The sequence below is a fragment of the Streptomyces sp. SID5785 genome (assembly GCF_009870065.1).
Taxonomy (GTDB): domain Bacteria; phylum Actinomycetota; class Actinomycetes; order Streptomycetales; family Streptomycetaceae; genus Streptomyces.
The window spans coordinates 1-17,226 of the sequence record NZ_WWIA01000066.1; the positions used below are offsets into that span (position 1 = coordinate 1).

A 17,226-nucleotide genomic window follows, 5' to 3' on the forward strand; every position below is an offset into this window, starting at 1 on the left:
GGTCGGTGAGCACCTCCTTCTCGATCTGTTGGAGCGTCCCGTCGTCCGGGCGGCTCGCCAGCGCGGCGCGCAGCTGCGGCAGGACCCAGGGCGCCCACGCGTTGTGCCAGTCGAGGAGCAGCCGGCGTCCCTGTGGCTCCAGCAGCATCCAGCGCATCGTGTTCGTCGGGACGCGCCGGTCGGGAAACATCGAGGCGAACTCGTCGTTGTAGGCGATCAGGTCCCACGAGGCGTCCGACACGTACGCCATCTGCCCCATGCAGTCGAGGGCGTGCTGCCAGAAGGCCGGGATCTCCTTGCCGGACGACTGGTGCAGCGGCCCGGGCGGGTCCTGGAGGATGGCGTAGCGGCACAGGGACACCCAGTCCTGCTCGTCGAGACCGAAGAGCAGGGCGACGTCCCGCAGGAGATCCGTCGGGGGATTCGGGTAACTCCCCGACTCCAGGCGGTGGTACGTCCCCAGGGTGCGGTGCAGCAGCTGGTCCACCTGGTGCTGGGACAGGCCCGGCGCCCGTCTGCCCTGTCCCGTAGGGCGCTCGAAGCCGTGGGACACGGGGTCTATGAGGGCGCGCCGTTCACGGAGCAGGGCGCGGAGCGCCTTCTTGTTCATGGTCGGTAATCCTTCTTGGTGCACGCCGAGTTGGGCACCGGCCAGTCTAAATACTCCCATCGCCTTTGGTAATAAACATTGCCCGAAGAAAACGATCAGACTCTCCGTCATGATGGGCGGTGCGAGGTTGCCCACCTGGCGGTTTCATCGTGTGTGAGCACGTAGGCACAACGATGCGGCACCTGTGCCGGGCCGCTCGAAAATGGCCGAAATTTCCCGGGAACGGGTAACCCGCAAGCCTCCTGGGGCTGTTCGAGGAAGAAGAGTGGGACCGGGCCACCTGAATTGTTGGATGTGGCCGGAAAATGCGTTGCACGACGCACGTCCCGTACTCGTCCGAGACCCCGCCGGGAGGACACTGGCTGCGGTCGGTGCCGTCACTCGCCATTACGTAGCGGCCACGGCACCGGCCGCGCCCGGTCCCCCACCCCCCGAGATCCGGCCACGCGGCGGTCAGCCCCGTGGCGTGCGCGCGTGCGCGACGTAGTCCTCGACGACCGCCTCGAGTCCGATGTCGTGCTGGGCCCGCTCGGACAGGTACCAGCGGTGTTCGAGGAGTTCGTGGTAGAGCTCGGCCGGGTCCACGGGGGAGGGCAGCCGGTCGCGGACCGCGCGGACCGTGGGGCGGAAGACGTCGCGGACCCAGCGGTGGGCGAGGACCTCGGGGCGGGCGCCCTGTGCGTCGTCCTGCGTCGCCATCCAGCTCTCCAGGTCGCCGAGCAGCCGGCGCGCCTGGTTCTCCTCCGCGTCCATACCGGTCAGCCGCAGCAACTGGCGCTGGTGGTGCCCCGCGTCGACGACCTTCGGCACGAACGTGACCGTGTCGCCCTGCGGTGAGCGCGAGATCTGCATCTCGGCCACGTCGAACCCCAGGTCGTTCAGCCGCCTGATGCGCCGCTCCATGTAGTGGTGCTTGCCCGGCGGGTACACCGAGGTGCGGGTCAGCTCGCTCCACAGGTTCGTGTAGCGCCGGTCGATCTCGGTGCCGAACTCGACGGGGTCGATGGACGGGTGGAGCGCGCCGGAGGCCTCCAGGTCGAGCATCTCGCCGCTGATGTTGACCCGGGCCAGGTCGATGTCGTACGCGCGCTGGCCGTCGCTGAGCCGCGGATGGACCTCGCCGGTCTCTGCGTCCACCAGGTACGCGGCGTACGCGCCCGCGTCGCGCCGGAACAGCGTGTTGGACAGCGAGCAGTCGCCCCACGCGAAACCGACGAGGTGGAGGCGTACGAGCAGGACGGCCAGCGCGTCCATGAGGCGGTGCACGGTCGACGGCCGCAGCGTGGTCTCGAACATCGAGCGGTACGGCTGGGACCCGCCCAGGTGCCGGGTGATGAGGACGGGCTCCAGCGGAGCGCCCTGCGGGGTCGTGCGCCCCGTCACCACGGCCAGCGGGTCCACCGCCGGGATGCCCGTGCGGTCGAGGGTGCGCAGCATCTCGTACTCGCGCAGGGCCGGCCGCTCGGCGAGCTCCTTGACCGCGACCACCTCGTCCCCGGCGCGCGCGTACCGCACGACGTGCCGGGAGATGCCGCGGGGCAGCGGCACGAGGTACTCCTCGGGCCACTCCTCCAGGGGTATGTGCCAGGGCAGGGCGAGCAGAAGCACCGGGTGCTCCGGATTGGTGGCGCTGATCTCGAGCGGCATGCGCCCAGAGTAGGCACGCGCCGCACGGGACGGTGCCCCTGCGCTCCGCAGCGGGTCAGGGCGCCCCGCCGGTACCGGCGCCGGGCGCCGCCAGCGACGCCTCCGCCGCCGCGAGGATCTCCGTGAGCCGCAGCCCGAACCGCGCGTCGCACACGGGCGGGACACCGGTGCGCGCGGCGTGCACCAGCGCGTCGACCGCTGCGGCCAGCGCCTCCTGGGAGGAGCCCGCGGCGGGCATCGTCGTCACGCCGGCTGTGCCGCGGAACTCGGCGGTCGCCCCGGCGGCCGAGGGCGGGGCCGTCAGGCTCAGGTTCGCCGTGCTCGACGCCCCGGACGCATGCCGCAGCACCAGGTGCACGGTGTCGGCGGGGCCGCGCCGAGCCGTCACCTCGGTCGCGTCCCCGAGCACCGGGAGCAGCACCGACAGGGCGTGCGGGCCCACGTCCCACAGGGCGCCGCGCTCGGCGCGCCACGGTGTCGAGGCGCGCTTCTCGGCGGCGTCCTCGGCACCGAACAGGGCGCCGTACCAGTCGGCCCGACCGGTGAACCAGCCGTCGGACGCGGCCTGTTCGGCGATCCAGTCGGCCACCGCGGGGACATAGCGCATCGTGCAGAACACCGCCGAGGCCACGCCCGCGGCCTCCACCGCCCCGGCCACCGCGCGGGCCGCCGCCGGGTCCGTCGCCAGCGGCTTGTCGAGGAGCAGATGGCAGCCCGCCGCCGCGGCTCGCGCGGCCAGGGGGGCCTGCACGTCCGGCGGCACCGCGAACGCGACGGCGTCACAGGCCGCGAACAGCTCGTCCACGTCCGAGGCGGCCGTCGTCCCGAACGCGGCGGCCAGCTCGGCCGCCGCCGGTGCGCGACGGCCCCAGACGCCCACGAGCTCGGCGCAAGGGTGGTCCCGCAGGGTCGGTGCGTAGGTCCGGTGCGCCCACGGGCCGGTGCCGACGAGGCCGAAGCGCAAGGGGGCGCCGGTCGAGGCGGACGACGGGTCGGACGAGGCGGATGAGGTGGGGGAGGTGGGGGAGGCGGGCGAGGCGGAGGTCATGGCTCGCAGTATCGCCCAGCGGGGCGGGCCGCCGCAGGGCTGTTCGCGGGGCTGCCCGCAGACACCGCCCACGCCGTGGTGAATACTGATTCACCACGGGGGTGAATGCTCTTTCACCAGTTCTTCACCTCCGCCCGGTGCCCGGCGTCGCGCACCGTCCCGCGTCAGCCCCTCCCCGCAGGAGACCCATGGACCCCGTGCCGATACCCGAGACACCGCGTACGCGCGAACGGTTCACCGTGCCCGTCCTCGCCTTCGGCGGCATCCTCATGGCCGTCATGCAGACGGTCGTCGTGCCGCTCCTGCCCGACCTGCCCCGGCTCACCGGCGCCTCCCCGGCCGCCGTGTCCTGGATGGTCACCGCGACCCTGCTGGCCGGCGCCGTGCTCACTCCCGTGCTCGGCCGCGCCGGCGACATGTACGGCAAGCGGCGCGTCCTGCTCGGGGCCCTCGCGCTCATGACCGCCGGCTCCGTGCTCTGCGCGCTCACCTCGGACATCAGGCTCCTCATCGCGGCCCGCGCCCTGCAGGGCGCCGCGGCGGCGGTCGTCCCGCTGTCGATCAGCATCCTGCGCGACGAACTGCCGCCCGCGCGCACGGGATCCGCCGTGGCCCTCATGAGCTCGACCGTCGGCATCGGCGCGGCCCTCGGCCTGCCGCTCGCCGCGCTCCTCGTGCAGTACGCGAACTGGCACGTCATGTTCTGGGCGACCGCCGGGCTCGGCGTCCTCGGGCTCGCCGCCGCCTGGTGGGCGGTGCGCGAGTCGCCGGTCCGCTCACCCGGGCGCTTCGACGCGCTCGGCACCGCCGGTCTCGCGGGGTGGCTCGTCTGTCTGCTGCTCGGCGTCTCCCAGGGCGGCCAGTGGGGCTGGGGGAGCGCACCCGTCCTCGCCCTGTTCGCCGGCGCGGCCGTGCTCCTCGCGCTCTGGGCCGCACAGCAACTGCGCTCGGCGCAGCCCCTGGTGGACCTGCGGCTGGCCGCCGGGCGCCGGGTCGGCCTGCCGCACGTCGCGGCCCTCTTCACCGGCTTCGCGTTCTACGCCAACTCGCTCGTGACGGCCCAGCTCGTCCAGGCGCCCGTCGCCACCGGCTACGGCCTCGGCCTGTCCATCGTGGCGACCGGCCTGTGCATGCTGCCCAGCGGCGTCATCATGCTGCTGTTCTCGCCGGTCTCCGCCCGCATCTCGACCGCCCGCGGCCCGCGCGTGACACTCGCGATCGGAGGCGTCGTGCTCGCCCTCGGCTACGCCGTCCGCATCGTCGACAGCACCGACCTGTGGGTGATCCTCGTCGGTGCCGCCGTCGTCTCCACCGGCACCACACTCGCCTACTCGGCGCTGCCCACCCTCATCCTGCGCGCCGTCCCCGCCGGTGCGACCGCGTCCGCCAACGGCGTCAACGTCCTGATGCGCACCATCGGCCAAGCCGTCTCCAGCGCCGCGGTCGCCGCCGTCCTCGTCCACCACACGACGCGGGTGGGCGGCGCCGAGGTGCCCACGCTGCACGGGTACCAGCTCGCGTTCGCCATGGCCGGTACGGTCGCCCTGGTGGCCACGGCCTTCGCCCTGGCCGTCCCCGACGACCGCCGGGCGGGCCCGCCCGGCACCCGCACGGCGGCGCCCGTCGCCACCGCGAAAGGAGCGTGAGGCGATGGACACGGCGTCCGCACAGGGTCCGGGGCCCGCACCGCCCCGCAGGGACGCCGAGGCCAGCCGGGCGGCCATCGTCCGCGCCACCCGCCATCTGCTGGCCCGGCACGCGCACGGCGACATCACGCTCAAGGCGATCGCGGAGCGGGCGGGCGTCAGCCCGCCGCTGATCCTCAAGTACTTCGGCAACAAAGAGGCCCTGTTCGCCCACACGATGAACTTCGAGGCCGACGTCGAGACGCTCCTCGACGCCCCGCTGGAGGAGCTCGGCCGGCACATGGTGCGCCGCGTTCTCGTCGGGCAGGCCGAGCAGGGCGCCGACCCGATCCTGCGCATCGTCCACGCCCCGCTCCAGGGCGAGCGCGGCGACATCCTGCGCGCCAACTTCCGTGCCCAGGTCACCGAGCGCCTCGCGACCCGGCTGACCGGACCCGACGCGGGCCTGCGCGCCGAACTGGCGGTGTCCGCCCTGCTCGGCCTCGGCACCCTGTACGGCATCGCCCGCGGTCCGCACGTGCGGACCGCGGGCATCGAGGACGTCGTCACGCGGTACGCCCCGGCCGTCCAGGCTCAACTCGACGGCTGAGCCCGCTCGTTCACCGGTCGGGCCGGCTCACTCGCCGCGCACCTCCAGCGGATCGAAGGCGATCACCGTCGACGCCCCGTCGGCCCACCTGACCCGCAGTCCGCCGTCCCCGGGCTCGACGGCCGTCACGGCGTCCGCCGGGTCGCCGCCGTCCTCGGCGCCGGGCCCGCCCAGCGACGCGAGCGCGGCCAGGATCAGGGTGCCCTCGACCCGGGCCGCCAGCCGCGGGACCCGTACCCACGGCTCGTAGGCCGTGCCCTCGGGAGCCCGTACGGCGTCCCGGCCGTCCCAGCCGTGCAGCGCCGTCAGCTCGGAGCGCAGCGCGTCCGTGGCCCAGCCGGTCAGCGTGACGCGTGCGCCGTGCGGCGCCCCCACGACGCGGTGCACCCGCAGTTCGTGCCGCCCCCTGGCCACCGTCACGCTCTCCACGCGCAGCCCCGGCACCATCGGGGCGCCCGCCGCGAAGACCGGCCGGTGCCGGGACGCCGCCCAGCCCCAGCCGTCGCCCTGTCCGGCGCCCAGCGGCTCGATGCGGCGCCGGACGCTCGCCGCGCCCGCCACCTCCACGGCCAGGTGGTTGTCGGCGACGTTGGTGCGCGCGGTCGGACCGGTGTGCGTCGAGTACGCGTGGCGCCCGTAGTGGATGTCCTCCTGGGCCGCGCACTCGCCCTCGTGCGGGCGCACGTGGTCGCTGCCGTGGTTGTGCAGCCGCACGATGCCGTCGGCGCCGGTCGACTGCACGAGCAGACCGGGCGCGGGCAGGGCGACGACCCGGTCGGGGCCCTCGCTCGGCGCCGGCTCCTCACGGGCGGTCCACAGCGGATCGTCCTCCGGCGCGAGCAGCGCCACGAAGCCCTTCGACGCCCAGTACGGGGACGCGGGCCCCGAGTAGTTCTGCAGCGTGGCCGGGTGCGGCCCGTGCCACCCGAGGCTCAGCAGGCCCTGGTCCGTGACACCGCCCCGGTCGAGGAAGTAGCGCAGACTGCCGCTGATCAGCCGTCGTGACGTGCCGGGGGACAGCGGCGTGTGCCCGGTCACGGCCCCGACGCCGACCGCGGCGGACGCCGCGAACCGGTAGGTCAGCGAGCGCCCGAAGTGCAGCGGCGCCCCGTCCCCGCCGAACAGCAGCGAGAAGCCCTCCAGATGCTCCCGCAGCCGCGGGCCGAACCGGTCCGCGAGCGCCGTGTCCCCGGTGAGGTGCGCGTGCAGCATCGGATAGAGGTGCAGCGCCCAACCGTTGTAGTGGTCGAAGGCGCGGCCGTCGCCGTCCGCGTACCAGCCGTCGCCGCGGTACCACGTCTCCATCAGACCGAGCGCGCGTTCCTTCGCGCGGGCCGTGTCGGCGTCGCCGCGCCCCGCGGACTCCAGGAACGAGGCGACCATGAACGGGAAGAGATACCAGTTGTTCGGCGCGGGTGTGTGCGTCAGCGCCCCGCGCAGCCACGCCTCCGCGCGGTCCCGCACCCCGTCGTCCAGCCGGTCCCACAGCCACGGCCGGGTCAGCATGAGGCCGAGCGCGACCGACGCGGACTCCACCATCGGCTGGCCCTGGACATGGTGGTCCAGGATCAGCGGCCACGACTCGGCGTCGTCCCGGCCCGGCGTCGCGGTCCCCGCCGCGAGCCCCTCCGCGTACCGGTCGAGCAGGCCGTGCGGGTCCTTGCCGCCGGCGCCCGCGACACGGAATCCCGCCGCGAGGAACGTGCGCGCGTACCCCTCCAGACCGTCCGAGCGGACCCCGGACGCGGACGGGCGGCCCGGCAGGTCGAGGAGCGCCCCGCGCGGCGTCGCCCAGCGCCAGGCCGCGCCCAGCAGCCCGTCGGCCACGGCCTCCCAATGGGCCCGGGTGTAGCCCGTGGACGAGCTCAGCTCCCGGTCGTCCTGCGGCAGTTCGAACGGGATCGTCATGCGAGGAACGCCAGCCTTTCGCGTCGTACGGGATGGGCGAAGCCGTCGCCGGCGGCCCACCGGGACACCTCGGCGACCGCGGTGTCGGCGAGCCGCTCCCACTCGTTGCCCTGGGAACCCGCCAGGTGCGGGGTGATCAGCGCGTGCGGGCAGTCCCACAGCGGATGGCCCGCCGGGAGCACCTCGGGCACCGTGACGTCGAGGACCGCACGGAAGCGGCCCGCGACGACGAGCTCGGTCAGGGCGTCCTGGTCGAGGACGGCGCCGCGCGCGGTGTTGATGAGGGTGGTACCGGGTCGCAGGGCGCTCAGCAGCGCCCGGTCGACGAGGCCGCGCGTCTCGGGCAGCAGCGGGGTGTGCACGCTCAGCAGGTCGCTGCGCTCGAACAGTTCGGGCAGCGAGACCGGGGTGACCCCGAGCGAGGCCGCCTCCTCGGCGTCCACGAACGGGTCGTGCAGCAGCACCTCGAGATCGTAGGGCCGCAGCAGCTCGATGACGCGGCGGCCGACCATCGACGCGGACAGGATGCCCACGGTGCGACGGTAGTTGCCGAGATCCTGCGTGGTGACCAGCCAGTTGTCGCGCGTGCGGTCCCGCCGGAAGTCACGGGCGCGCTCCAGCACGTTCTTGCCGTGCAGCAGGATCATGGCCACGGTGTACTCGGCGACCGGCAGAGCGTTCGCCGCGGCGGCCGAGGACACCTCGACGCCGCGCTCCCAGCAGGCCTCGGTCACATGGCCGCGCACCGAGCCTGCCGCGTGCACGACCGCCCGCAGCCGGGGCGCCGCGGCGAGCACCGCGGCGTCCAGCGGCGGACAGCCCCAGCCGGTGACCAGCACTTCCACGTCGGCGAGCACCTCCTTGGCGCGCGCGGACGTCAGGTCGTCCAGGGCGGGCAGCGGCGCGAGATCGCTCACGCGGCGCAGCGCGTCGAGGGAGCGGGGGGTGAAGACGGCCGCCGACGTGTGCGCCGACATCGCCAGCGCGGCGCGCGGAACGGTCACTTGACCGCCCCCGCCGTGAGACCCGCCCGCCAGAACCGCTGCAGCAGGACGAACGCGAGAATGAGAGGGAGGACCGCGAGGAGCGAACCCATGATCACCACCGGGTAGTACTCGGGAGAGACGGACGCCTGGCTGTTCCATTGGTACAGGCCCAGGCTGACGGGATAGAGGTCCTGGTCGGACAGCATCACCATCGGCAGGAAGAAGTTGTTCCAGATCGCGGTGAGCTGGAAGAGGAACACCGTGATCAGCCCGGGGCCCAGCATCCGCAGAGCGACCCGGACGTACGTCGTGAGCTCGCCGGCGCCGTCCACCCGCGCCGCCTCGAGGACCTCGTTCGGCACATACCCCTGCGCGAAGATCCGGCCCAGGTAGACGCCGAACGGATTGAACAGGACCGGCACGAACACCGACCAGAAGGTGTTCACCACCCCGGTCTCGGACGCGATCAGGTACAGCGGCAGCGCGAGCACGGTCTGCGGGACCATCACCGCGGCCAGCACCAGGCCGAACAGCTTCTCCTTGTGCCGGAAGGCGTACTTGTCGAAGGCGTACCCGCAGGCGACGGAGACCAGGGCGCCGATCGCCGCACCGAGCACCGCGTACAGCAGGCTGTTGGCGTACCAGCGCCCGTACAGGCCCCCGTCCATGGCGAACAGGTCCTTCACGTTGCGGACCGGGGAGAAGTCGCTGAACGACAGGATGCTGCTGCTGAACAGCGCATCCCGAGACTTGGACGCGGCGAGCACCAGCCACAGGACCGGCAGCAGCGTGTAGAGGGCGGAGATCGCGACCACGACGTTGACGGCCGTGCGGCCCAGCAGCCGGGGCCGCAGCAGGGCGGAGCTCCTCGGTTCGGCGGCGATGCTCATCGGGTGCCCTCCTCGGCCGCCTCGACGCGGTTGGTCCAGCGCGTCACGCCGTACGACACGGCGATCGTGATGATCAGCAGGATCACCGAGGCGGCGGCCGCCAGCGAGTAGTTGTTGCGGCTGAACGCCGCGTCGTAGATGTACATGCTCGGCGAGAACCGGGTGTTGATCATCTGTGAGGACTGGTGCAGCAGCATCGGTTCGGTGAACAGCTGCAGCGCCCAGATCAGCGTGAACATCGCGACCATCACGATGGAGGAGCGCACGAGCGGCGCCTTGACCCGCAGCGCGGTGCGCACCGGGCCCGCCCCGTCGACCACGGCGGCCTCCAGGACCTCGCGTGGCACGGCCTGCAGGGCGGCGTAGAAGACCACCATGTTGTAGCCGAGGTTGCTCCACAGCGCGATGTTCACGATCGACGGGAGCGTGGTGTGCAGACCGAGGAAGTCGACGGTGAGGTCGGCCTTGCCGAGGGCCTCGATCACCGGGCTGATGCCCGGCGTGTAGAGGTACAGCCAGATCAGCGCGGCGATGATGCCGGGCACGGCGTGCGGCAGGAAGAGGCCGAGCTGGGCCGTGGCGCGCAGCCGTACCACCCCCGAGTCGAGCAGCAGCGCCAGCGCGAGCGAGCCGATCACCATGAGCGGGATGTACAGCACGCAGTACAGCGCGACCGTGCCGATCCCGGACAGGAACGTCGGGTCGGTCAGCACGGCGGCGTAGGAGCGCAGCCCCACGAAGACCGTGCGCTCGGGACCGAAGCCGAGGCCCGGCTGGTCGTCGCTGAAGAAGCTCAGCCACACCGCCGTGCCGACCGGGATCAGGAAGACGAGGGTGAGCAGGACGAAGAACGGGGCCATCAGGACGGCGGCGGCGCCGCCGCGCCGCCGTCCGGCCCTGCGGCGCGCCGGTGACGCGGCGTCCCGGTCGCGGGGTCCGGCCGCAGCGGGGGCGGGGGCGTGGGCTGTCGTGGTCATGGGTGTCACCTGCCTTTCGGGGTGCGGCGGTCAGGTCGAGTGCTGGGTCGTCGTGAGGCCGAGCGCCCTGAGGTCGGGCATGGTGCCCTCCTGGGCGGCGCGCACGGAGGACAGGACCGTGCCGGAGCCGCCACCGGCCCGGGCGAACGCGTCCTGCATGACGTTGCCGGTGGCGGTCATCCGCGGCCCCCAGGTCCAGCCGTCCCGGATCTTGTGCGCCTCCTGCTCGAACAGCCGGTAGATGTCCTGGCCCCCGTAGTAGGCGCGGTCGAACGCGGCGCGCCCCACGTCGATCAGTCCGGTCGCCGCCGGGTACTGGCTGCTCGCCCCGCTGGACAGCCGCGCCTTCAGCGCGTCGGGGTGCGCGACCTGCCAGGTGATGAACTCCATCGCGGCCTCGGGGTGCCGGCTGTCCTTCGTCACGGCGAACGTGGAGCCTCCGTGCGTGCCGAGCGCGGGCCGGTCGGGCGCCCACTGGGGGAGCGGGGCGATCCGCCACTTCCCCTTCTGCTCCGGGTGCCCGTTCATCTGCGCGCCCGCGTCCCAGGCGCCGCTGAGCCGGGTCAGCACCAGGCCGTTGCCGATCTGGGCGTCGTAGAGACGTGCGGTGGAGGAGTTGACGTAGACGAGGTCCTCGTCGAGCAGACGCTGCCAGTACGCGGCGACCTTCCGCGTCGGAGCGTCCGCCATCGAGACGTTCCAGGCGCCCTTCGACGTGTCGAACCACTGGGCCCCGGCCTGCCAGCTCCAGGCCGCGAACTGGCTCATGCCGTCGGTGGGGAACGTGGCGAGCCGTCGGCCGCCGCCGGTGCGGCGCACCGCGCGGGCCACGTCGGCGTACTCGTCCCAGGTCGTCGGGACCTCGAGGCCGTAGCGGTCGAAGAGGTCCTTGCGGTAGTGCATCACCATCGGCTCGATGTCGAGCGGCACGCTGTACGTGCGGTCCTCGAACGTGGTCTGGCCGAGGGACTGCGGCAGCAGCTTCGCGCGCAGGTCGTCGCCGACCAGCGAGGTGATGTCGCGGGCGACGCCGTCGATGGCGAAGCCCGGCAGTTGCGGGTACTCGATCGTGGCGACGTCCGGCGCGTTGCCCGCGCGGGCCGCGTTGCTGAGCTTGAGATAGCCGCCCTGCGTGCCGGACGGGATCTGTTCGAAATCGACCTTGATGTGGTCGTGCGTGCTGTTGAACGCGTCCACCACCTCCTGGCTGCCGCGCAGTGCGGACCAGAACGTGATGACCGTGGTGCCTTTGCTCCCGGACCGGCCCGATGCGCCGGTGCTGCCGCCGCCGCAGGCGCTCAGAGCGCCCGTCAGCGGCAGCGCGGCGATCGAGGCGAGGACAGACCGACGACGGTGACGGAACTGTCGAGCAGGCATGGGCGCCTCCCGCGGCTCTTGCGTGGCTCCTGCGTGTTCGAGTCACGGGAATCCTGATCGGCTGAGCGGACCTGGTCAAGAGACCGATCAGAAGAAAATAAAACGGTCAAACGCTCACTGTGTGACGGCTGTTGATTCCTGCGCCGCGCACGCCCCGGCAGCGTCCGGCACACCCGCGACTCCCGGGGCGCCACTCGTACCGGGCGCATCACCCGTACCGGGCGCCCGCGTCGAGCCGCGCACCTGGAGCGAGGGCAGCAGCTCCAGACGCCGCCCCGGATCCGGCGCCCCGTCACCCGCCGCCGCACGGGCGATCCGGCGCAGCAGCAGCTCCGCGGCCGCCCGCCCGACCTCCGCCTTCGGCGGGGAGACCGCCGTCAGCGGCGTGCTCCCGAGCCCCGCGACCACATCGTCGTACGCGATCACCGAACAGTCCTCCGGCACCCGCACCCCGCTGTCGCGCAGCGACTGCACCAGCATCAGGGCGTCCACGTCCCCGTGCAGCAGTGCGCCCGTGGCCCCCGACCCGGCGATGAGCTCCGGCAGATCCACCGGCCGCGCAGCGCTCTGAGAGGCCGGGTCGGGGGCCGCCCCCGGCGAGCTCAGGGCCACCTCGGCCGCGTCGATGCCCGGATGGTCCGTCACGATCTCGGTGAACGCCGCACGGATCGCCCGCGCCGTCGGGCTGTCGTCCCGCGCAGCGAGGACGATCCGGCGATGGCCGAGCCCCGTCAGATGCTCGACCGCGAGATGCACCCCGTACCAGTGGTCGGTGCACACCGTGTCCACGGCGTGCAGCGCGCCGCCCCGCCGCGGCCGGCGCTCCATGACCACGGCGGGCACCGCGAGCCGCGACAGCCAGGCGTAGTCCGCCTCCTCGGTGGCGAGGCTGCGCCAGCGCGGCGCGATCAGAAGTCCGCGCGCACCGTCCGCCAGCGCCCGCTCCACCAGCGGCTGCTCGGCGCCCGGCGCGGCCGGCGCGATGTGCAGCGCGATCCGCACCCCCGCCTCCTCGAAAGCGGAGCGCGCCCCGTGCAGCGCCTCGTAGAGGTACGCGTGACGCTCCGGCACGACCACGGCGACGGGCCCGCCGGACGGCAGCGCCTCCCCGGCAGGCGCGGCGGCCGGCTCCTGGCCGGCCGCGGGCAGCACGGGCGTGGCCACCCCGTGTCCGCGCCGCAGTCGGCCCTGCCGGGCCAGCTCCTCGACGTCCCGGCGGAGCGTCACCACGGACACCGCGAGCTCCGCGGCGAGATCGCTGACCCGGGTCGCCCCCCGCGACTGCACCACGGCAAGGATCCGCTGCCGCCTGAGATCGACCGGTTCGCGCATGCTGGAGGCCCCCTCACAACTCGCTGTTCGTTTGAGCGATTTGCTGAACGCTTCCGCAGCATAACCAGGCGCCCGACGACCGGGCGAGCCGCTACACCGACTCGCGCTCTGGCTCCAGAGGGCTGCCCAGGTCGTAGATCCGCTCCAGCAGCCATGCCTCGTTGCCCGCGAGGCCCGCGCGGCCGAGCGCCTCGTCGGCCTCGGCGATCGGCACGGCGAGCACCGCCGCCGTGCCCGGTGGCTCCGCGCCGCCGAGCGCGGCGCGCGCCGTGTGCGTGAGCCGCAGCAAGGCCTGGGCCGCCGCCAGCTCGTGATGCGTCGTCTGCCGTCCGAGGTTCCTGGTCCCGTTCATGCCCCCACTCTTGCGCACGGCACTGACAATCCCCGCCAATAGGGCGAGTTGCCAGGTCAGCGACGGGTGAGGTGCAGCCGCAGATCCTGCGGCATCAGGGTCAGGCGCTCCGCGATCCGCAGCCGGTAGCCCGGCTCCGCCCGCAGGTCGTAGCGGCGCAGGAGCAGCCCGAGCACCAGCATCGACTCGTGCAGCGCGAACTGACGGCCGATGCAGGCCCGTGCGCCCGTGCCGAACGGCTTGAACACGTGCGCAGGACGGCCCCGCACCGCCTGTGGCGCGAACCGCTCCGGGTCGAAGGACTCCGGGTCGTCGCCCCACGCCGCCGGATCGCGGTGCAGCATCGTCGTCAGGACCAGCGCCCACGCGCCCCGCCGCATCGGATGCACCCCGCCGAGCGTCGTGTCGGCGACGGCCTCCCGCGCGAAGGCGGGGGCCGTGGGCCACAGCCGCAGCGACTCGTCCAGCACCCGGCGCAGATAGCGCAACTTGGCCACCTGCTCGTACGCGGGCACCTCCGTGTCGCCCCACACCCGGTCCACCTCCTCCTGCGCCTTCGCCAGGACCTGCGGGTGCTGCGCGAGGTAGTGCAGCGCGAACGACAGCGCACCGGACGTCGTCTCGTGGCCTGCCACCAGGAACGTGATCACCTGGCGCCGGATGTTCTGCGGGGCCAGCCGCTCGCCGGTCTCCGGGTGCGCCACCTCCAGCATCCGGTCGAGCAGATCGCCCGGGCCGCCGCCGGACGCGCGCCGGGCGGCGATCACCGCGTCGACCGTGCGGTTGAGATACGCCCGGTCCGCCGCGTTGCGCCGCTCCGCGCCGCGCAGCAGGACCGACAGCAGGGGCGGCACCACGTTGCGCCGCTGGGCGAACGAGAGCGCGCCGACCATCGCCGTCACGAACGGGTGCGGGCCCTCCTTGGCGAAGTCCCGTTCGAACGAGCCGAAGTCGTGCCCGAAGCCCGTCCGGGCGATCGTCTCCAGCGTCAGCTTCGTCATGTCACCAGGCACGTCCACGCTGCGGCCCGCCGCCTCGCTCGTGTCCCACGCGCTCATCAGCTGCCCGGCCACGTCCAGCATCAGCGGGTGGTAACCGGCCATCGCGTCGCGGCTGAACCCCGGGGCCAGGATGTCGTGCGCCAGCTGCCAGTTGGGCTCGTGGTTGTACGCGGTGAACAGGCCGTCGCCCGCGACCGGCCGCAGATTGGCGACGCCGAGCCCGACGTGCTTCGCGAACCGGGACTCGTCCGCGAGCTCCGCCGCCAGGTCCGCCCCCGCGACGAAGACGATCTCCTTGCCGAAGCCCTTGCGCCGGAAGATCGGACCCAGCTCGGCGGCGACGCGCATCGAGTCCTGGAGCGGAGTGCGGACGTCGGACCCGAGCACGTCGCCGATCAACGGCACCCGGCGCGGCGGGTGCGGGATCCGGTCCAGGCGCGGCCAGCCGTGCTCGGCACTGCGAAAGCCCCGGGGCAGCACCCCGCCTGCCGCCTGCGTCGTCTGCGCCATCGAGCCCATCTCCCCTGCGTCGCAGTCCCGTTGACCGGTCCGGCGCACCTTGTTAGACGTGGATTCAATAATGCGCCACAGTGTGGTCCTGTTGTTGAACTCACGTCAAGTAAGGAGCGGTGCGGCCAGTAGGGTGCCGTCCATGACCGAACGAGGGGGAACGGGAACGCCGGTGGAGCGCACACGCCGCCGGCTCAGCACCGCGGAGCGCCGCGAGCAGCTGCTCGGCGTCGGCGCGCGGCTCTTCGCGCAGCACCCGTACGACGACGTGTGGATCGAGCAGGTCGCCGAGATCGCCGGTGTCTCGCGAGGCCTGCTGTACCACTACTTCCCGACGAAGAGGGACTTCTTCGCGGCCGTCGTGCGGCGCGAGAGCGAACGCATGCTGCGGCTGACCGCCGCCGTGCCCGGCATCCCGGTGCGCGACCAGATCGGCACGGGCCTCGACACCTTCCTCGAGTACGTCGCCGCGCACGCGGAGGGCTTCCGCGCCTTCCACCGCGCGGAGGCCGCGGGCGACCCGACCGTGCGCGCCGTCTACCGCGAGGGACTCGCCGCGCACGAGGCGCAGATCATGGCCGCGCTCGCCGCCGACCCGCACCTCGCGGGCCGGCTGCCCGCTCCGGACATGCTGGGCATCGCCGTCCGCGGCTGGCTGGCCTTCCTCGTCACCGTCTGCCTCGACTGGCTCGAGCGCCCCGGCACCCCGCGCGAGCGCGTCCGCGACCTGTGCGCCGGAGCCCTGCTCGGCGCCGTCGCCGCGGGCTGACCCGGCAGGTCACGGCGCCGGCCGCCGCTTGTCGGGCCTCGCGCCGACCTCGTACGGTGGGCGCATGCCAGGAACGCAGGGCCCCACGGCCGAGGACCCGCCCGCCGAGCGGATCGCCGCCGACCTCGCGGGCGCCGTCGGACGTCTCGCCCGGCGGATGCGCACCGCCTCGCCCGACAGCCTGCTCACCCCGACCCAGCGCACGGTCATGGCCCGGCTCGACCGCGAAGGGCCGGCCACCACCGCGGCGCTCGCCCGTGCCGAGTACGTGCGCCCCCAGTCGATGCGGCTCACCGTCGGCGCGCTCGAGGAGCGCGGGTTCGTGTCGCGGGCACCCGACCCGGACGACGGCAGGCAGTCCGTCGTCTCCGTCACCGACGCGGGCCGTGAGGTCCTCGCTTCGGTCCGCGCCGCCAAGCAGAGCTGGCTCGCCCGCACCCTGGACAGCGAGCTCGACGCGGCCGAACGGCGCACGCTCGCCGAGGCGATCGCCTTGCTGGAACGGCTGACCGGAACCTGACCTGCCTCAGCCGTCAGCCGTCAGCCGTCAGCCGTCAGCCGTCACGCCTTCCCCCGACGGCGGCGGCCCCTGCTGCTGTGCCCGCTCCAGGAACCGCAGCAGCTCCACCGGGAACGGCAGCACCAGCGTCGAGTTCTTCTCCGCCGCCACCGCGACCACCGTCTGCAGCAGCCGCAGCTGGAGCGCGGCCGGCTGCTCCGACATCTCCTTGGCGGCCTCGGCCAGCTTCTTCGAGGCCTGCAGCTCCGCGTCCGCGTTGATCACCCGGGCCCGGCGCTCACGGTCCGCCTCGGCCTGCCGCGCCATCGACCGCTTCATGGTGTCGGGCAGCGACACGTCCTTGATCTCCACCCGGTCGATCTGTACGCCCCAGCCGATCGCCGGGCTGTCGATCATCAGCTCCAGCCCCTGGTTCAGCTTCTCCCGGTTGGAGAGCAGGTCGTCGAGGTCGCTCTTGCCGATGATCGACCGCAGCGAGGTCTGCGCCATCTGGGAGACCGCGAAGCGGTAGTCCTCGACCTGGATCACCGCATTGGCCGCGTCGACCACCTTGAAGTAGACGACGGCGTCCACCCGCACCGTCACGTTGTCCCGCGTGATGCCCTCCTGCGCGGGCACCGGCATCGTGACGATCTGCAGATTGACCTTGCGCAGCCGGTCGACGCCCGGCACCACCAGGGTGAACCCCGGCCCGCGCACCCCGCCGGACAGCTTCCCGAGCCGGAACACCACCCCGCGCTCGTACTGCTTCACCACGCGAGCCGCGGCCGCCACGTACACCAGACAGGCGGAGACGGTCGCCGCCCCCGCCATCACGAGTTCCTGGACCATGGGGACCCCCAGACTTCCGAGCCGTCCCTCCCGTCCACGATATGCCCGCGCGGGCGGCCGGGGCGAGGGTCCACGGTCAGGGGCGTGCGGTGCGGTAATGTGACCGGGCCCCCACAGGGGTACGAACGGAAGAACGAGTGAACGAGGAGGTGGGTCCGATCACGGCTGTGTCAGATCGGGGACGCCCGTCTCCTGCCGTGCGCCGCGCTCGCTCCCGCTGAGCGGTCCGACGA

At 73.0% G+C, this 17,226-nt stretch carries 16 protein-coding genes; 4 read left to right on the forward strand and 12 right to left on the reverse strand.

Annotated elements, in window-relative coordinates:
- The 3 genes from GTW43_RS02070 to GTW43_RS02080 form a co-directional block, all read right to left on the reverse strand.
- On the reverse strand, nucleotides 1-610 hold a 610-nt coding region (locus GTW43_RS02070), incomplete at its 3' end, for a helix-turn-helix domain-containing protein (RefSeq protein ID WP_161299813.1).
- 453 nt (nucleotides 611-1,063) lie between these two features.
- Nucleotides 1,064-2,257 carry a DUF4032 domain-containing protein gene (locus tag GTW43_RS02075; protein ID WP_161299814.1) on the reverse strand — a complete coding sequence of 398 codons (1,194 nt, stop codon included), beginning with the start codon at nucleotides 2,255-2,257 and terminating at the stop codon, nucleotides 1,064-1,066.
- A gap of 55 nt (nucleotides 2,258-2,312) precedes the next feature.
- The gene (locus tag GTW43_RS02080) at nucleotides 2,313-3,305 is read right to left on the reverse strand and encodes a Gfo/Idh/MocA family oxidoreductase (protein WP_161299815.1); all 993 of its coding nucleotides are present in this window, start codon (nucleotides 3,303-3,305) and stop codon (nucleotides 2,313-2,315) included.
- 188 nt (nucleotides 3,306-3,493) lie between these two features.
- Between GTW43_RS02080 and GTW43_RS02085 the strand changes: the two genes are divergently transcribed.
- Both GTW43_RS02085 and GTW43_RS02090 read left to right on the forward strand, forming a co-directional pair.
- Nucleotides 3,494-4,951, forward strand: a complete 1,458-nt coding sequence (locus GTW43_RS02085; RefSeq protein WP_161299816.1) for an MFS transporter — start codon at nucleotides 3,494-3,496, stop codon at nucleotides 4,949-4,951.
- 4 nt (nucleotides 4,952-4,955) lie between these two features.
- Nucleotides 4,956-5,540 carry a TetR family transcriptional regulator gene (locus GTW43_RS02090; RefSeq protein ID WP_161299817.1) on the forward strand — a complete coding sequence of 195 codons (585 nt, stop codon included), beginning with the start codon at nucleotides 4,956-4,958 and terminating at the stop codon, nucleotides 5,538-5,540.
- A 27-nt stretch (nucleotides 5,541-5,567) separates the two neighbouring features.
- Here the strand turns inward: GTW43_RS02090 and GTW43_RS02095 are convergent, their stop codons facing one another.
- From GTW43_RS02095 to GTW43_RS02130, 8 genes are all read right to left on the reverse strand, one after another.
- Nucleotides 5,568-7,448 carry a DUF2264 domain-containing protein gene (locus GTW43_RS02095; RefSeq protein WP_161299818.1) on the reverse strand — a complete coding sequence of 627 codons (1,881 nt, stop codon included), beginning with the start codon at nucleotides 7,446-7,448 and terminating at the stop codon, nucleotides 5,568-5,570.
- A complete protein-coding gene (locus tag GTW43_RS02100; protein WP_161299828.1) occupies nucleotides 7,445-8,425 on the reverse strand; it encodes a hydroxyacid dehydrogenase in 981 nt (326 codons plus the stop codon). Before GTW43_RS02100 ends, GTW43_RS02095 begins: the two co-directional genes overlap by 4 nt.
- Nucleotides 8,426-8,448: 23 nt before the next feature.
- Nucleotides 8,449-9,324 (reverse strand): carbohydrate ABC transporter permease, encoded by an 876-nt coding sequence (locus GTW43_RS02105; protein ID WP_161299819.1) that lies wholly within the window; start codon nucleotides 9,322-9,324, stop codon nucleotides 8,449-8,451.
- Nucleotides 9,321-10,301 (reverse strand): sugar ABC transporter permease, encoded by a 981-nt coding sequence (locus tag GTW43_RS02110; RefSeq protein WP_161299820.1) that lies wholly within the window; start codon nucleotides 10,299-10,301, stop codon nucleotides 9,321-9,323. Before GTW43_RS02110 ends, GTW43_RS02105 begins: the two co-directional genes overlap by 4 nt.
- Before the next feature lie 30 nt (nucleotides 10,302-10,331).
- Nucleotides 10,332-11,678 carry a sugar ABC transporter substrate-binding protein gene (locus tag GTW43_RS02115; RefSeq protein ID WP_161299821.1) on the reverse strand — a complete coding sequence of 449 codons (1,347 nt, stop codon included), beginning with the start codon at nucleotides 11,676-11,678 and terminating at the stop codon, nucleotides 10,332-10,334.
- Nucleotides 11,679-11,792: 114 nt separating this feature from the next.
- Nucleotides 11,793-13,010 (reverse strand): substrate-binding domain-containing protein, encoded by a 1,218-nt coding sequence (locus GTW43_RS02120; protein ID WP_161299822.1) that lies wholly within the window; start codon nucleotides 13,008-13,010, stop codon nucleotides 11,793-11,795.
- Between the two features lie 91 nt (nucleotides 13,011-13,101).
- Nucleotides 13,102-13,362, reverse strand: coding sequence for a hypothetical protein (locus GTW43_RS02125; RefSeq protein ID WP_161299823.1), 261 nt, complete (start codon nucleotides 13,360-13,362; stop codon nucleotides 13,102-13,104).
- 56 nt (nucleotides 13,363-13,418) lie between these two features.
- Nucleotides 13,419-14,873 (reverse strand): cytochrome P450, encoded by a 1,455-nt coding sequence (locus GTW43_RS02130; RefSeq protein WP_161299824.1) that lies wholly within the window; start codon nucleotides 14,871-14,873, stop codon nucleotides 13,419-13,421.
- Between the two features lie 142 nt (nucleotides 14,874-15,015).
- On the opposite strand from GTW43_RS02130, the gene GTW43_RS02135 reads away from it, so the two are divergent.
- Together GTW43_RS02135 and GTW43_RS02140 are read left to right on the forward strand one after the other, a co-directional pair.
- On the forward strand, nucleotides 15,016-15,642 hold the full coding sequence (locus GTW43_RS02135) for a TetR/AcrR family transcriptional regulator (RefSeq protein WP_161299825.1): 627 nt from the start codon (nucleotides 15,016-15,018) through the stop codon (nucleotides 15,640-15,642).
- Nucleotides 15,643-15,706: 64 nt separating this feature from the next.
- A complete protein-coding gene (locus tag GTW43_RS02140) occupies nucleotides 15,707-16,162 on the forward strand; it encodes a MarR family transcriptional regulator (RefSeq protein WP_161299826.1) in 456 nt (151 codons plus the stop codon).
- Between the two features lie 27 nt (nucleotides 16,163-16,189).
- On the opposite strand, the gene GTW43_RS02145 is transcribed toward GTW43_RS02140, so the two are convergent.
- Nucleotides 16,190-16,993: a slipin family protein gene (locus GTW43_RS02145; RefSeq protein ID WP_161299827.1), complete on the reverse strand. Its 804-nt coding sequence runs from the start codon at nucleotides 16,991-16,993 to the stop codon at nucleotides 16,190-16,192.
- Nucleotides 16,994-17,226 lie beyond the last annotated feature (233 nt).

Excerpts from the sequence above, each read along its gene's own strand:
- GTW43_RS02110 (WP_161299820.1), bottom strand. The coding sequence starts at position 10,301 with ATGACCACGACAGCCCACGCCCCCGCCCCCGCTGCGGCCGGACCCCGC.
- GTW43_RS02085 (WP_161299816.1), top strand. The coding sequence starts at position 3,494 with ATGGACCCCGTGCCGATACCCGAGACACCGCGTACGCGCGAACGGTTC.
- GTW43_RS02120 (WP_161299822.1), bottom strand. The coding sequence starts at position 13,010 with ATGCGCGAACCGGTCGATCTCAGGCGGCAGCGGATCCTTGCCGTGGTG.
- GTW43_RS02125 (WP_161299823.1), bottom strand. The coding sequence starts at position 13,362 with ATGAACGGGACCAGGAACCTCGGACGGCAGACGACGCATCACGAGCTG.
- GTW43_RS02135 (WP_161299825.1), top strand. The coding sequence starts at position 15,016 with ATGACCGAACGAGGGGGAACGGGAACGCCGGTGGAGCGCACACGCCGC.
- GTW43_RS02130 (WP_161299824.1), bottom strand. The coding sequence starts at position 14,873 with ATGGCGCAGACGACGCAGGCGGCAGGCGGGGTGCTGCCCCGGGGCTTT.
- GTW43_RS02115 (WP_161299821.1), bottom strand. The coding sequence starts at position 11,678 with ATGCCTGCTCGACAGTTCCGTCACCGTCGTCGGTCTGTCCTCGCCTCG.
- GTW43_RS02140 (WP_161299826.1), top strand. The coding sequence starts at position 15,707 with ATGCCAGGAACGCAGGGCCCCACGGCCGAGGACCCGCCCGCCGAGCGG.
- GTW43_RS02145 (WP_161299827.1), bottom strand. The coding sequence starts at position 16,993 with ATGGTCCAGGAACTCGTGATGGCGGGGGCGGCGACCGTCTCCGCCTGT.
- GTW43_RS02095 (WP_161299818.1), bottom strand. The coding sequence starts at position 7,448 with ATGACGATCCCGTTCGAACTGCCGCAGGACGACCGGGAGCTGAGCTCG.
- GTW43_RS02090 (WP_161299817.1), top strand. The coding sequence starts at position 4,956 with ATGGACACGGCGTCCGCACAGGGTCCGGGGCCCGCACCGCCCCGCAGG.
- GTW43_RS02075 (WP_161299814.1), bottom strand. The coding sequence starts at position 2,257 with ATGCCGCTCGAGATCAGCGCCACCAATCCGGAGCACCCGGTGCTTCTG.
- GTW43_RS02105 (WP_161299819.1), bottom strand. The coding sequence starts at position 9,324 with ATGAGCATCGCCGCCGAACCGAGGAGCTCCGCCCTGCTGCGGCCCCGG.
- GTW43_RS02080 (WP_161299815.1), bottom strand. The coding sequence starts at position 3,305 with ATGACCTCCGCCTCGCCCGCCTCCCCCACCTCCCCCACCTCATCCGCC.
- GTW43_RS02100 (WP_161299828.1), bottom strand. The coding sequence starts at position 8,425 with ATGTCGGCGCACACGTCGGCGGCCGTCTTCACCCCCCGCTCCCTCGAC.